Genomic DNA, 14145 nt, shown 5'->3' with positions numbered 1-14145 from the left:
TAACAAATAAAAATATATAGAAATACAGAAGAAAACCTAAGATGCTTACCTTTGTTGTTGATATTTGAGATAAAATGTCAACAAGAAGGGTGAGCATTTTTTAAGAAAAATAAGAATTGCTATAAAGTAAACGTAAAAATATCCGATAAATAAGGTAAAATAATGATTCTTTCCATGGAAGGGTGAATCATGATAAATAAATTAGGTGGTGAAGATTATGCGAATTGATGCATTTAATAAAATCAGCAAATTGTATCAGGCAAATAGCACTAACAAGATAAAGAAAACAAATAATGTGAGCAATCCAGATTGTGTTGAAATTTCACAGATTGGAAAAGATTTTCAAATAGCAAAACAAGCAGTTACAGCAACACCAGATATTAGGGAAGATAAGGTTAACGCGATTAAAGCTAAAATTGCATCTGGAACTTATAATGTAAGTGCAGAAGAATTAGCAGATAAACTGATTGATAGCTATTTTGACCAATCGATATAGACCTTCTAGGAACGCAAAAAAAGATAGGAGGACCGTAATTGGCAAGTCTGATAGAGGAATTAATAAGTACACTTAAAACAGAGGAAGAAATCTATAAAGAATTGCTTCCTATTTCAGAGGAAAAAACAAAGATTATTATTCAAAATGACCTCGGTGCCTTACAGGAGATTGTAGAATTAGAGCAGTTAATGATTGAAAAACTAACTCCACTAGAACGTAAGCGAGCGGAGGTCATTGCAAATATTGAAACTGTTTTGAATAAAAAACCAGGTTCATTGGATTTAAAAACAATGATAGAGCTCTTTGAGAAACAACCAAAAGAGCAAAGAGAATTATCCCTTCTTCATGATTCTTTAAAAGCAACCATAAATCGGTTGGTTGATATCAATGATCGAAATAAATCGTTAATAGAACAATCCCTAGAGATGATAGAATTCAATATGAATTTGATTCAAAGTACAAGGATGTCACCAGGGACGAATAACTATACAAAGGGAGCAGCCCAAGCTGGGATGCCAATTTCGCAGACAGGGATGTTTGATGCGAAACAGTAGATGGTAAATGAGGTGAGAATCCATGGGCTTGATGAGTAGTTTATATGTAGGTGCATCGGGACTTCAAGTGAGTCAAAATGCACTAAATACAACAGGACATAACCTAGCCAACGTAGAGACAAAAGGATATGTTAGGCAACAAACATTATTAAAATCAAATACTTATAATACAGTAGGGCAATCTTATTTTTCTGCAATGCAAACAGGGCGTGGAGTTAGTACCGCCATTGTAATGCAAGTCAGAGATTTATTTCTTGACCAGTCATATCGTACAGAGCTTGGTAGACAAGGCTTTTATGATTCCCAATATGAAGCGGCCAGTGAAATTGAAGATTTATTTGGAGAATTAGAGGGTGTAGCTTTTCAGAATTCACTTGAGGGATTTTGGACAACGTTGCAAGAAATTTCAAAAGAACCAGATAGCTTAGTTGCAAAAGCCACACTAGCAGAAACATCGGTTAGTTTGATGGAACGTGCAGAGAATATATATGAACAACTTAGCTCCTATCAACTTAGTTTAAATACAAAAATTGAAACGAAAGTAAATAGAATTAATGAGATAGGGCAAGAAATACATAAACTAAATGACAAAATTCGTTTTTATGAAAGCAATAATGTTGAAAATGCAAACGATTTAAGGGACCAAAGAAATTCATTGCTTGATGAACTTGGTCAAATCGTTGATATTTCATACAAAGAAGATACCCAAGGTCGTGTATCAGTTACAATAGAAGAAACACCGTTTGTAACAGAAAATAATGTCTATGAGATGGGGACAATGACCGTAATGGACCTTAGAAAACAGCAGCTAGGTGCAAATTATGACCCATCCAAAGATAGTAAAAGCGAATATACCAATATGCTAGTGCCAGTTTGGCCAGCATTTAAAAATATGCAAGTATTTAATTTTGACACCCTTCCAAGTGCTGAGATGGATTCTGATGTAGGAAGCTTAAAGGGACTGTTATTAGCAAGAGGTACCAAAGTAGCAAATTATACGAATATACCAACCGCACCAAGTAAGGCAGATTATACGGATGAGTATGGTGTACTAGATGAAGACGCTTTTGCAGTTGCAACGAAACAATTTGGCGAGGAAGTAAAAGAGTATAATTTAAGACTTGATTCCTCAATTGTTATGTCAACGCAGGCAAAATTTGATCAGTTGATCCATGGGATTATTACTACAATCAATGATGTGTTATGTCCGAATCGTGAAGTTACAGTGCCTGCAGGGACAACAGTTACTTTGTCAAATGGAGATACGTATACTTATGACAAAGATACAGTTATTCAGATATTAGATGAAGAAAAAGCTCCAATTGCATCCAATGGAGAAGCGGGAATTGAATTGTTTACGAGAAAATCTATGCCTCGTTATATGGATGCTCAGGAAATTACCTTGGACGATGGAACGACAATTACAGCAAGAATTTATAATGAAGAATCAGATAAGGACAATTATTCTTTATATACTTTAGGTGAAATTACTATAAATCCTCGTATTTTAGAGGATGCAACATTGTTACCGATGAATTCCAATGATGGAACAGGAGCATTTGACATAGAAACTGCAGAGAAATTAATTTCCTCTTGGCAAGATCCATTTGCAACCTTAGATCCAAATTCCATTACTAAATATAATTTTAGCGATTATTATACAGCATTTACTGGTAGCGTTGCTACAGTGGGTGAGAAGATGAACACACTTGCCACCACTCAGCAAAGCATGGTTAATAGTATCGACAATCAGAGACTATCAGCAATTGGAGTATCTTCTGATGAAGAGTTGACAAACCTTATCAAATACCAACATGCGTATAATGCATCCTCACGTTACATCAATGTAGTTAGTGAAATGCTAGAACATATCGTAACTCGTTTATAATACATAAGATTGAAGGAAGGAGCACAATATGCCATCAACATTTTTTGGGCTATCCATTGGTAGAACTGGCTTGTATGCATCTCAGGCAGGTCTTACAACGACCGCTCATAATATTGCAAATACAGAGACTGAAGGGTACACAAGACAAGTAGTGAACCAACAAGCAAATAAAGCATTACGTGTGAACAGCTCCTACGGTATGGCTGGTACTGGAGTTGGTGTAACAGGAATTGTACAAGCTCGTGATGAATATTACGACATGAAATATAGAACTAATAGTACGATCAGTGGTACGTATTCCACAAAAGCCTACTATATGACAGAAATAGAGAATTATTTTAATGAAATAAAGTTAGAGGGATTTACAACTACTTATGATAAAATGTATGACTCTATACAAGAATTATCAAAAAATCCATCTGATATTTCAGTACGTACACAAGTAACGAACCTTTCACAAGGATTATGCGATTATTTTAACTCCTTATCAACAAGTTTAAAAAGTATACAGGAGAATTGTAATACTGAACTTTATACCCAAGTTGGTAGAGTGAATTCCCTAGCACAGCAAATTTCAGTACTTTCAAAACAGATAAATACTTTTGAAGTTGGCGGAGGAACTGCGAACGACTTAAGAGATCAACGTGAATTGCTAGTAGATGAATTATCTAATTATGCAGAAGTTTCTGTCTCTGAAACTGTGGTAGGAAATGGCGTTGGTGTAAATAGCTATGTGGTTAAAATCAATCAGCAGGTGCTAGTGGATAATTATTCTGCCAATTCATTAGTTTGTGTACCAAGAGAAGAAAAAATCAATCAAAGTGACGTAGATGGTTTGTATGATATTCAGTGGGCGAACGGACAGACCTTTAATACAGGAATAACAGGGACAAGCGGAAATTTACAAGCAATTATAGATATCAGGGATGGTAATAATAATGAAGCCTTTACTGGGAAAGTTACTGCAGAGACTGGAGATTTAACGATTTCAGTTACAGCTTCTAATATCAATGATGTTGAAAAAATGACAATGTCATCAAGTGGTGTTATCACCATAGGCAGCAGAGAGTATGCATATGATGGCTTTGCAGTATCTTTAGATGAAGATACCGGCGAATATGTATATGAATTTTCATTAAAGGATGCCATTGTAACTAGTGTAGATGATGCTAATGTAAGAATCGGTAAAAACATTGATTATAAGGGAATTCCATACTATATGTCTCAGATGAATCAGTTTGTCCGTACTTATGCAAAAGCTTTTAATGAGATTTCAAAAAGCGGACAAGATTTGTATGGAAATACAGGATTAGACTTCTTCAATGCAGTTGATCCAGTGACTGGTGAAAATTATGTATTTGAAACCTCTGAAACTGACAAACAAGACGGTTATTTATTTACAACCAAAACAGGAAATTATATGGTAGATGGCGAAGATGCAAATTACGGCTCTTACTATTTTATGACCATTGATAATATTGGAGTAACAAAAGACATAATTAAAGATCCAAATAAACTTGTTACAGCTACGGATATAACAAACGGTGTTGAATCAGCGGATTTAGTATCAAAATACTTAGAGTTAAAAGACGATACTACTTTATTTAGACAGGGAACAGCGACTCAGTATTTAAATGCTTTAATCGGAGAATTGGGAATTGATTCTGCAAAAGCAACAAATTTTGCAACCAATCAAGAAAATATTTTAAAGTCCGTTCAAAATCAAAGATTGTCCGTAAGCGGTGTAGATTCCGAAGAAGAAGCAATGAATTTAATTCGATATAAAAGCGCCTATGAATTCTCTTCCAAGATAATTTCCACTTTAAACGAAATCTATAATAAGTTGATAAATGAAACTGGAGTATAACCTTATGAAGAATGTCCTTGGCTTCATGAGGGTGATATAGCAAGTAGAGCTAGCAAAATGAGAATATCTACTTGATACTTGGCTTAGAGTAAGGAGAATACCATGAGAATCACGAATAAAATGATGACGAATAATGCGCTCTATAACATCAATACCAATAAAAATGCAATGTCAAAATTAGAGCAAATGTATTCCACAGGCAAAAAGATACAAAGACCTTCTGAAGATCCAATCATTGCAGTACGTGCACTAAAGTTACGAACAAACCTTACAGAAATTAATCAATACTATGAGAAAAACATACCAGATGCAAAATCTTGGATGGATGTGACGGAAAGTGCGCTTAATAATGTAAATGATATTTTAAAGCAAATGAACACCTATTGCGTTCAAGGATCAAATGATACGTTAACAAAAGAAGATAGAAATAGTATTGTGACGAACCTTACGGAATTGAAGAAGCAAGTATACGCCGAAGGAAATGCACAATATGCAGGCAGATATGTGTTTACTGGATATAAAACAGATACAAGCTTAGTTTTTAATAAAAAAGAAACCAATTATAATTATGAAATCGAAGAGTCACTATCAGGTACAGGAATCGAGATGGTCAATAAAACCATAAATTCTCATGACTTAAGTGATTATGACCCAGCAAACCCTGGTAACACAAATCTTGATACGAAACCAAATATGATTGACGCGTACCGTTTACAACTTTCTTATACTAATTTGAAAACAGTAGATGATGGCGGAAAGATTAATATATCATACCCAAGACTCGATACAAATGGTGATTATGAGTTGGATAGTGATGGAAATGTGATCTATGATACTTTTGCTGGTAATATTGTATCCGTAAAATCAACAGATACCAATGCATATCAGCCTGAGCCAGGTGAAATTCAGTATATTGCTGATACAGGAGAACTGATATTTGCGGAGGATGTTTATGGTGATTTTAAGAAATTACCTGAAATAAAGGTTACTTATGAAAAAGACAGTTTTACGGAAGGTGAATTAAGACCTGAAAATTATTTTAACTGTACAGTAACTGACTTAACTGATCCAGACAAAGATCCTATAGTTTATACGAAATCAAAGCAGGATATTAGTTATGAAGTTAATTTTAATCAGAAATTAAAAATTAATACTCAAGGTAGCGATGCAATTACCCATGCTATTGGAAGATGTATTGACGATATTTTAGATTCTATTAATGCAGTCGCAGTAGTAGAAGATAAGATTACAGAAACTAAGAAAATGCTAGAGAGTAGCTCGAATACATCAGAACAAACCGCTGCTTTAAATGAATTGTTAGAAACATTAAATACGGAGTTAACGTTAAAATCAGAAGTAATGCAAACTACATTTGAAAAGGGTATTACTAAACTTAGTAAGCAACAAGATGTTGTAAATACTGCGGTAGCTGATTTAGGTAGTAGATATGTAAGACTAGAGTTAACAGAAAGTAGATTGTCGGAAGAACAGGTGGATTTTGAAGATTTATTAACCACCAATGAAGATGCAGATATTGTGGAAGCGTATATAAAATTGACATCCCAGCAGACGATTTATAATGCTTCTTTATCAGCAACGTCGAAAATCGTACAAAATTCATTGCTTGATTTCTTATAAGATGTTATAACATAGAGTATGGATTACATATAAAACATTGTGGATAATTGAGCCGAATCGCTTATGCGATTGTGAATACATATTAGTTATTTATGAGCTCGGAAGGAGAACAGAATGTTAATACAAACAAAACACTTTGGAGAAATCGATTTAGATGAAAATAAAGTTATAACATTTGAAAATGGGATATTAGGTTTTGAGGACTTTAAAAGATATACGATACTATACGATTCAGAATCGGAAGAAAGATCACCTATTTCATGGTTACAAAGCCTTGATGAAGTGGCTTTGGCATTACCAGTGATTAGTCCGTTAATGATTGTTCCTGAATACAATCCGACAATTGAAGACGAATTAATTGCACCATTGGGAGAACTTACAGAAGAAAATCTTGTAATATTTGTTACATTAACGGTTCCAAGTGATATTACAAAAGTGAGAAGTAATTTAAAAGCACCAATTATCATTAATTCGGATACGAAAAAAGGTTGTCAAGTAATAGCAGAAAACCCAGAGTATGAAGTAAAACATAATGTGTATACTAGTTTTATGAAATACAAGAAAGAAAAGGGGGAATCTGAATGCTAGCCCTATCAAGAAAAGTAAATGAATCCTTGATGATTGGAAATGATATTGAGATAACGATATTAGAAATTAAAGGTGATCAAGTAAAGATTGGAATATCAGCTCCGAAATCGGTGCCGATTTATCGTAAAGAAATCTACCTTTCTATTAAACAAGAGAACAAAGAGACGATGCAAAATGAAGATAGTATAGAAGCTCTAAAGAAGTTATTTGACTAGTTTAAGTTTTATTGATTTCTATAAAAGACAACGAAGGTGTCATTTCTAAAATATTAACGTATATTTTGTATGAGTATACATTATAGATGGGAGATAATTTTGTTTCATTAGGGAACAAATTAGTCTCCCATTTTTAAGAGAATTTTATTAAATAATATATATATTTATATATTTACAAGATATCAGCGAAAGAATACTTTATCATATAATTTTTATCATTTACTATAAAAAAGATAAGATTTTCAAATAGACTTTATCATTTGCTTAAATAATGGCAATACAATAATATAAAGTATTAACATTATTCAAATTATGACGATAACTATTACATAAATATAAGATATCCTAGAACATTAACTAGATTCACACGGAGGTGGACAAGTATGGCAGTGAAAGGAATAGTAAGCCAAGTTGCAACATATCAAGGAGCAGATAAAGCAACAAATTCTAGTAGTGAGGTAAATTTACAACAAGGAATGGTGAATTGTGGAAAGAGCAATGGGCCAAAATCAGTTACCGTAGAATTCGGTGGTGTAAGTAATGATACGGAACAACAGAAAGAACAAAGATTAGAAGCTACACGGATTAAAAGTGTAATTAATGATGTTAATAATAAACTAAAGCCAACAAAGACAAGGTGTGAATTCTCCTATCATGAAGAAGTGAATAGAGTATCAATTAAAATACGCGATAGAGAAACCAATGAAATAGTTAGAGAGATCCCCCCAGAAGAATCAATTAAAGTATTAGAAAAAATATATGAAATGGCTGGATTGTTAGTGGATGAGAAAAGGTAAGAGTTAATATTATAAATAGTAAGAGGGAGGTTACATATGGCACTAAGATTATCAGGAATGATTTCAGGGTTAGATACAGATAGTATCGTTAAAGGTCTTGTAGATGCCCAGAAACTAAAGAATAAAAAAGTAAGTGATAAATCGCAAATTCTTGAATGGAAGCAAGATAAATTAAAAGAATTAAATACAAAACTGTACAAATTATATTCAGAAGATTTAACTAAGTTAAGACTACAAAGTTCTTACAGTACGAAGAAAGTGACTAGCTCGAATGAGTCATTGGTTGAAATAAAAGCAAGTGGTTCAGCACCAACAGGGGCAGGAACAATATCAAATATTACTACAGCAACTAGTCAATCAGTCATTAGTTCTAAGCTAGGTAGTAGTACAACAGGTTCTAATACACTAAAAAGTTTGGGCTTAGGTACTAATAGTGGCAGTACGATAGTAATTACTAATGGATCAAAAGAAGAGCGTTTTGTTGTTGATGAAAATACTACAATTGATGATTTCATTACTAAATGTAAAAATGCAGGTTTAAATGCTAATTTTGATAATTCACAAAAAAGAATTTTTATTAGTTCTAAGTTAAGTGGTGAAGAAAACCAATTTACAATTAGAGAATATGGTGCTGGAGCGAAGGAAAGTTTAGATGCAATAAAAACTGCGATTGATTATTCAAGCCTTGACAAAGAAGAGTCATTAAAGGTTAATGAAAAATTAGAACAAATTAGAAATAGTGATACAATAGATGAAGAAAATCTAAAGTACTTGGTTGAATTAGCCCAAAAAAGTAGGACAAAAGTAATTGAAAGTGAAGCAACTAAAGAAGCAAGTACGAAGGCCTATGAGATGGCGAATAAAGAATTATTAGCTAGTTACACAGTTACATTAGAAGATTATAATCAATCAGAATATAAAAGTAAGATCGAGTCTTATTTAGAATCAAAAGGTTTTAAAGATGAGGAACTAGCAACAGAAGGCATAAAAATATTACAAAAGTATAGGGCTGTTGAAAGTAATCTTAAAGCAAATATTAAAGTTCCAGAAGAAGGAACGGAAGAAGAAGTTAAAAAACAAATCGATGAATATTCAGTATCTGCTTTATTACAAGAGTATGATAATGTTGTAAAGGAAAGTCAAGTATATAAGGTTACTTATGCTGACACCTATAAATCATATTATGATGCGAATAATAACTTAAATGAGATTGAGAATAATATGAAGTTATATGTAGAAGAATTTCATAAATATGGAACCTCAACAACTAGTTCATTAGCATTATTAGGCCTTGGCGAAATTACTAATGTAGATTCAACAAATTCAAATCAAAATGATATGGTTGTAAAGGCAGGTAGAGATGCTAAATTTGAAATGAATGGTGTAACTTTTACGAGTAGCTCTAATACGGTAACGGTTAATGGATTAACTGTTACATTAAAAGGTGCAACTACAGGAAACGAAAGTATTACGTTTGGAGTGTCCAATGATACACAAGCCACCTTTGATGCAGTAAAAAATTTCGTCAAAAATTACAATGAAATTTTAAAGGAATTAAATACCTTATATTATGCAGATTCAGCAAGTGGTTATGATCCTTTGAGTGATGATGAAAAAGAAGCCATGACAGATGCACAGATTGAAAAATGGGAGACTAAAATAAAGGATTCTATGCTCAGAAGAGATTCTAGCATAGGAACTGTTATAACTTCATTAAAAACATCTCTTACACAAAGTGTTGAAGCAAGTGACGGCAAAAAATATTCGTTAGCTAGCTTTGGAATAGGAACTTCTTCAGATTATTCGGAAAAAGGCTTATTACATATAGATGGAGATCCAGATGATTCAACTTTTGCTAGCCTTACGAATAAACTTATGAATGCACTGGAATCAGATCCTGATATAGTAGCAGAAGTGCTTTCTAAAACTATTAGCAATTTATACAAAGATATAGATAAAAATATAAAGTCTATCCCTAATGTTAGAAGTGCCTTTACGTTTTATAATGATAAATTGATGACTAATCAACAAACAGAGTATAAGAAAAAAATTGCTGAATTAGATAAAAAGGTTACAGCTTTAGAAAATAAGTACTATCAACAATTTTCTGCTATGGAAACAGCAATGGCAAAATTACAATCTCAGAGTAATGCATTAGCAGGTATGTTGGGTACGAGCTCAAACTAAGTTATTGCATTATAAGGTGTTAGGAAGATATTATATTCTTCTATATATTTTGCTATTTATTTGTTATAATATTATAAAAAATGGTAGGTTAGTGATACAGGAGGAATAAAGATGGCATTTAATGCTGCATCAGCATACCAAAATAATAAAATTAATACAGCTACACCAGCAGAATTAACTCTAATGTTATATGAAGGGGCAATAAAATTTTGTAATATAGCTCTTATTGGTATTGAAGAAAAAGATATAAGCAAGGCAAATAATAATATAATTAAAGCAGAAAAAATTATTACATATTTACAAAGTACGCTTGATTTTAAATATGGGGTAGCTAAAGATTTTGATAATGTTTATAACTATTTATATCAAAGAATGGTTCAAGCGAATATTAGTAAAGACAGCAAAATCTTGGATGAGGTTTTAGCCCATCTTAGAGTAATGCGAGATACATGGAAAGAAGTTATGAAGAATAATAAATAAGTAACTTTATGTAAAATAGAATCTAAGAAAGCTATTAATAGGAAAGAGATAGAGATGGAAATTAATACTTATATAAGAATACTAACAGATACTTTAGTAAAAAAAAATAAAATTTTAGATGAGTTGATTGAAATAAATAAGAAACAAGAAAATATATTAACATCGATTGAAGTCGATATAGATAGTTTTGATGAAACCTTAAATAAGAAAGAGAAACTTATTACACAGTTAGATCAATTAGATGATGGCTTTGAGATGATATATGCTAGGGTTCAAGATGAGGTAAAACGCAATGCCTTTGAATATAAATCAGATATTGTTGTTATGCAAGAACTAATCAAGAAGATTATTGAAAAAAGTATGAATCTTCAAGTGAAAGAGAAGGCTATTAAATCAAAGCTTGAGACTTATCTAATGAGACAAAAACAGGAGATTAAAAATTATAACGTGAGTAGTCAATCTGTTAGTAACTATTATAAAAATATGATGAGTGAATATCAAGGGGAGTCTTATTTTTTAGACAAAAAAAAATAAAAAATATTATAAATCACTATAAAGTATTATTTTTTCTATCCGATATATAGTATAAGTAAGATAAATATTATCTGGAAGCGAATAATAGGAGCGTACGGCCTATATATGTCAGATAACATTTTATTATACTACAATAAAATGACAATGGTAGCATGGATGCTACTGTATATTCAAGGAGGAATATATTATGATAATTCAACACAATATGGCGTCTGCTAATACAAACAGACAATTAGGAATTACAACTGGTAACCTTGCAAAATCTACAGAAAAATTATCTTCTGGTTACAAAATTAATCGTGCTGGTGATAATGCTGCTGGTCTTACAATTTCTGAAAAAATGCGTGGACAAATTAGAGGTCTTGATCAAGCATCTACAAATGCACAAGATGGTATCTCTTTAATTCAGACAGCTGAAGGTGCTCTTAATGAAACTACTTCAATTCTTCAAAGAATGAGAGAGTTATCTGTACAAGCAGCCAATGATACTAACGTAACTGCTGACCGTACTGCTATAAAAGCTGAATTAGATCAATTGTCTTCAGAAGTAACACGTATTGCTGATCAAACAGAATTCAATACAATGAAATTACTTGATGGTAAATTTACTGGTAAAAACCTTCAAGTAGGTGCAAATGCTAATCAGAAAATTACTTTCCAGATTGGTGATATGACTGCTGCAACATTAGGTGTTGATGCTTTAGATGTAACTGATCACACTAAGGCTGAAACAGCTACTACAAATGTTCAGAAAGCTATTGATACAGTTTCCACTCAAAGATCTAATCTTGGTGCATTACAAAATAGATTAGAGCATACAATTGCTAATGCTGATAATACATCTGAGAATTTACAAGCAGCTGAATCTCGTATTCGTGACGTAGATATGGCAGACGAAATGGTAAAATACTCAAAAGATAATATTCTTCAACAAGCTGCTCAATCTATGCTTGCTCAAGCTAACCAATCTACTCAAGGTGTTTTATCATTATTACAATAATAATATTAATGAATTTAAGAGGGCTGACCTTAAGGTCACCCTTTTTTATTTCAAAAAAAGTTTTTGTTTTAATTGCTAGATGTAAGGCATTCTCTAACAATTAAAATAGAAACTTTTTTTAATAATACTTAAATAAATATATACAAAAAAACTATTAATAATATCTATTACTATATAAGAATAAAATGTCGATAAATGTAGTAAAGTATTAGATATATAACTGGAATAGACTTTAAATCATGATTAGATGCGTAATTAAACAGAATTAAAATAATAAACCTAACTATACGGTCTTGACATTCTAGTAGGAGGATTAAATATGAATACTGTCAGTGTTTGCATGATAGTAAAAAACGAGGAAGCAAATATAAAAAGAAGTTTATTAAGCGCGACTCAAATTGCTGATGAAATAATTATTATAGATACAGGGTCAACTGACAAAACCAAAGAGATAGCGTTACAATTTACGGATAAGGTATATGATTATAAATGGAAGAATGACTTTAGTGATGCAAGAAATTTTTCAATTACTAAAGCTACCAATGAATTTATTCTTGTACTTGATGCAGATGAAGTAATTGAAACTATAGATAAGCTACAACTACAAAAGATAGTTTTAAGTCCAACGAAAGTAGGAAGATTGTTAAGAGTGAATGAATACTCAAGAGGAGCAGTAGCTTATAAATATCACGAAAGAGTTGGTCGCTTTTTTTCTAAGTTATATTATAAATATGAAGGAGTCATACATGAACAATTAGTACCTATTAATCATTCAAAAGTAGACTATTATGATATACCGTTGATTGTACAGCATTCTGGTTATGAAGGTAACTTAGACCTAAGAAAGAAAAAAACAGATAGAAATATAACGTTATTAAGGATGGCGTTGGAAAAAAATCCAGAAGATCCTTATCTTATCTACCAAATAGGAAAAAGCTATTACATGGAGGAAAATTATAAATCAGCTTGTACATATTTTTCGCAGGTACTAAGTTATGATTTGGATATAAGACTTGAATATGTTCAAGATTTAATAGAAAGCTATGGATACTCTCTCCTTAACACCGAGCAATATGAAGCTGCAATGCAATTATTAAATGTATATGACGAATTTGCTCATTCAGCTGATTTTATATTTATGATTGCTCTTGTGTTAATGAACAATGGTAAATTTCTAGAAGCAATAGAAGAATTTCTAAAAGCTACCCGGAAGAAAGCATGCAAGATGGAAGGGGTTAATGGGTATCTTTCTTTTTATAATATTGGGGTGATCTATGAATGTCTTGGGGATAAAGGAAGTAGCATAAAATATTATAAGAAATGTGGAGATTATAAAATGGCAAAACAACGTATAGATAGTATATTAGGTTAGAAATCGATAATTTTTTTACATTACCTTATAATTTAAAGACACAATTTAATTCTTGAATAAAAGAAAGGAGCATTTATTGAAAAAAAAATTAGATTTATATATAAAAAATCATGATTTGAAAAATTGTGAAAATTTATACTTGAGTTTAGACGAAAGAGAACAGTTATCTAAGGATATGATTGCTTTTTCTATTATTCTTAAGATTGCTAGAATAGAAGAGGATAATGGGATTAAAGGATTATTTTGGAGAAATGACTGTAATTGTGTGGATGATTTAGTAAAGCTATATTATAGTATAAAATATTATCTACGCAGAATTGAATATGATATTGAGATTAGTAATGCAATCGATTTTGTAAGTATGAATATTTCTATATATATGCTTATTCTGATGATTTCACTTTTTTCTAGCAATAAGCAAAAAGTAGCCACTTATATGGAGAAACACTTCAAAAATCGTGGAGATAAAGAGATGGAGCACGTTTTACATGAATATTTGTGTAAAGGGAGCTTTGTAATGGAGGGTTAG

Annotated in this window: 14 protein-coding genes; all 14 read left to right on the top strand. The window is 31.8% G+C overall.

From position 1 onward, the window contains the following. The first annotated feature begins 217 nt into the window (after positions 1 to 217). The 14 genes from flgM (at position 218) to BN4220_RS00265 (ending at position 14145) form a co-directional block, all read left to right on the top strand. Positions 218 to 496: a flagellar biosynthesis anti-sigma factor FlgM gene (gene flgM / locus BN4220_RS00330; protein ID WP_066711964.1), complete on the top strand. Its 279-nt coding sequence runs from the start codon at positions 218 to 220 to the stop codon at positions 494 to 496. A 38-nt stretch (positions 497 to 534) separates the two neighbouring features. Continuing rightward, positions 535 to 1050 (top strand): flagellar protein FlgN, encoded by a 516-nt coding sequence (locus tag BN4220_RS00325; protein ID WP_066711962.1) that lies wholly within the window; start codon positions 535 to 537, stop codon positions 1048 to 1050. Positions 1051 to 1072: 22 nt separating this feature from the next. Beyond that, positions 1073 to 2938, top strand: a complete 1866-nt coding sequence (flgK, locus tag BN4220_RS00320; RefSeq protein WP_066711959.1) for a flagellar hook-associated protein FlgK — start codon at positions 1073 to 1075, stop codon at positions 2936 to 2938. 28 nt (positions 2939 to 2966) lie between these two features. Beyond that, on the top strand, positions 2967 to 4805 hold the full coding sequence (flgK, locus tag BN4220_RS00315) for a flagellar hook-associated protein FlgK (RefSeq protein WP_066711955.1): 1839 nt from the start codon (positions 2967 to 2969) through the stop codon (positions 4803 to 4805). Between the two features lie 102 nt (positions 4806 to 4907). Beyond that, positions 4908 to 6443 carry a flagellar hook-associated protein FlgL gene (gene flgL, locus BN4220_RS00310; RefSeq protein ID WP_066711953.1) on the top strand — a complete coding sequence of 512 codons (1536 nt, stop codon included), beginning with the start codon at positions 4908 to 4910 and terminating at the stop codon, positions 6441 to 6443. Between the two features lie 114 nt (positions 6444 to 6557). Further along, positions 6558 to 7031 (top strand): flagellar assembly protein FliW, encoded by a 474-nt coding sequence (locus BN4220_RS00305; RefSeq protein WP_066711951.1) that lies wholly within the window; start codon positions 6558 to 6560, stop codon positions 7029 to 7031. Continuing rightward, positions 7025 to 7246, top strand: a complete 222-nt coding sequence (csrA, locus tag BN4220_RS00300; RefSeq protein ID WP_066711949.1) for a carbon storage regulator CsrA — start codon at positions 7025 to 7027, stop codon at positions 7244 to 7246. The genes BN4220_RS00305 and csrA overlap by 7 nt, the downstream gene beginning before the upstream one ends. Before the next feature lie 383 nt (positions 7247 to 7629). Further along, positions 7630 to 8043, top strand: a complete 414-nt coding sequence (locus tag BN4220_RS00295) for a flagellar protein FlaG (protein ID WP_066711948.1) — start codon at positions 7630 to 7632, stop codon at positions 8041 to 8043. 36 nt (positions 8044 to 8079) lie between these two features. Further along, entirely contained in the window at positions 8080 to 10230 is a 2151-nt protein-coding gene (gene fliD, locus BN4220_RS00290) for a flagellar filament capping protein FliD (RefSeq protein ID WP_066711942.1), read from the top strand. Between the two features lie 111 nt (positions 10231 to 10341). Then, on the top strand, positions 10342 to 10710 hold the full coding sequence (fliS, locus tag BN4220_RS00285; RefSeq protein WP_066711940.1) for a flagellar export chaperone FliS: 369 nt from the start codon (positions 10342 to 10344) through the stop codon (positions 10708 to 10710). A 54-nt stretch (positions 10711 to 10764) separates the two neighbouring features. After that, positions 10765 to 11244: a flagellar export chaperone FlgN gene (flgN, locus tag BN4220_RS00280; RefSeq protein WP_066711933.1), complete on the top strand. Its 480-nt coding sequence runs from the start codon at positions 10765 to 10767 to the stop codon at positions 11242 to 11244. 187 nt (positions 11245 to 11431) lie between these two features. Further along, positions 11432 to 12244 (top strand): flagellin N-terminal helical domain-containing protein, encoded by an 813-nt coding sequence (locus BN4220_RS00275; RefSeq protein ID WP_066711931.1) that lies wholly within the window; start codon positions 11432 to 11434, stop codon positions 12242 to 12244. 319 nt (positions 12245 to 12563) lie between these two features. Next, entirely contained in the window at positions 12564 to 13616 is a 1053-nt protein-coding gene (locus tag BN4220_RS00270; RefSeq protein ID WP_066711929.1) for a glycosyltransferase, read from the top strand. Between the two features lie 76 nt (positions 13617 to 13692). Continuing rightward, positions 13693 to 14145, top strand: a complete 453-nt coding sequence (locus BN4220_RS00265) for a hypothetical protein (RefSeq protein WP_066711927.1) — start codon at positions 13693 to 13695, stop codon at positions 14143 to 14145.

This window comes from Clostridium sp. Marseille-P299, assembly GCF_900078195.1.
Lineage (GTDB): Bacteria > Bacillota > Clostridia > Lachnospirales > Lachnospiraceae > Lachnoclostridium.
Note: the sequence above shows the minus strand (reverse complement) of the source record. Positions and strands in the feature narration are given on the sequence as shown.

What these genes read in the sequence shown, in the direction of transcription:
- flgN (WP_066711933.1), top strand. Translation starts at nt 10,765, where the DNA reads ATGGAAATTAATACTTATATAAGAATACTAACAGATACTTTAGTAAAA.
- BN4220_RS00275 (WP_066711931.1), top strand. Translation starts at nt 11,432, where the DNA reads ATGATAATTCAACACAATATGGCGTCTGCTAATACAAACAGACAATTA.
- flgM (WP_066711964.1), top strand. Translation starts at nt 218, where the DNA reads ATGCGAATTGATGCATTTAATAAAATCAGCAAATTGTATCAGGCAAAT.
- BN4220_RS00270 (WP_066711929.1), top strand. Translation starts at nt 12,564, where the DNA reads ATGAATACTGTCAGTGTTTGCATGATAGTAAAAAACGAGGAAGCAAAT.
- flgK (WP_066711959.1), top strand. Translation starts at nt 1,073, where the DNA reads ATGGGCTTGATGAGTAGTTTATATGTAGGTGCATCGGGACTTCAAGTG.
- fliS (WP_066711940.1), top strand. Translation starts at nt 10,342, where the DNA reads ATGGCATTTAATGCTGCATCAGCATACCAAAATAATAAAATTAATACA.
- BN4220_RS00305 (WP_066711951.1), top strand. Translation starts at nt 6,558, where the DNA reads ATGTTAATACAAACAAAACACTTTGGAGAAATCGATTTAGATGAAAAT.
- fliD (WP_066711942.1), top strand. Translation starts at nt 8,080, where the DNA reads ATGGCACTAAGATTATCAGGAATGATTTCAGGGTTAGATACAGATAGT.
- flgL (WP_066711953.1), top strand. Translation starts at nt 4,908, where the DNA reads ATGAGAATCACGAATAAAATGATGACGAATAATGCGCTCTATAACATC.
- BN4220_RS00295 (WP_066711948.1), top strand. Translation starts at nt 7,630, where the DNA reads ATGGCAGTGAAAGGAATAGTAAGCCAAGTTGCAACATATCAAGGAGCA.
- csrA (WP_066711949.1), top strand. Translation starts at nt 7,025, where the DNA reads ATGCTAGCCCTATCAAGAAAAGTAAATGAATCCTTGATGATTGGAAAT.
- flgK (WP_066711955.1), top strand. Translation starts at nt 2,967, where the DNA reads ATGCCATCAACATTTTTTGGGCTATCCATTGGTAGAACTGGCTTGTAT.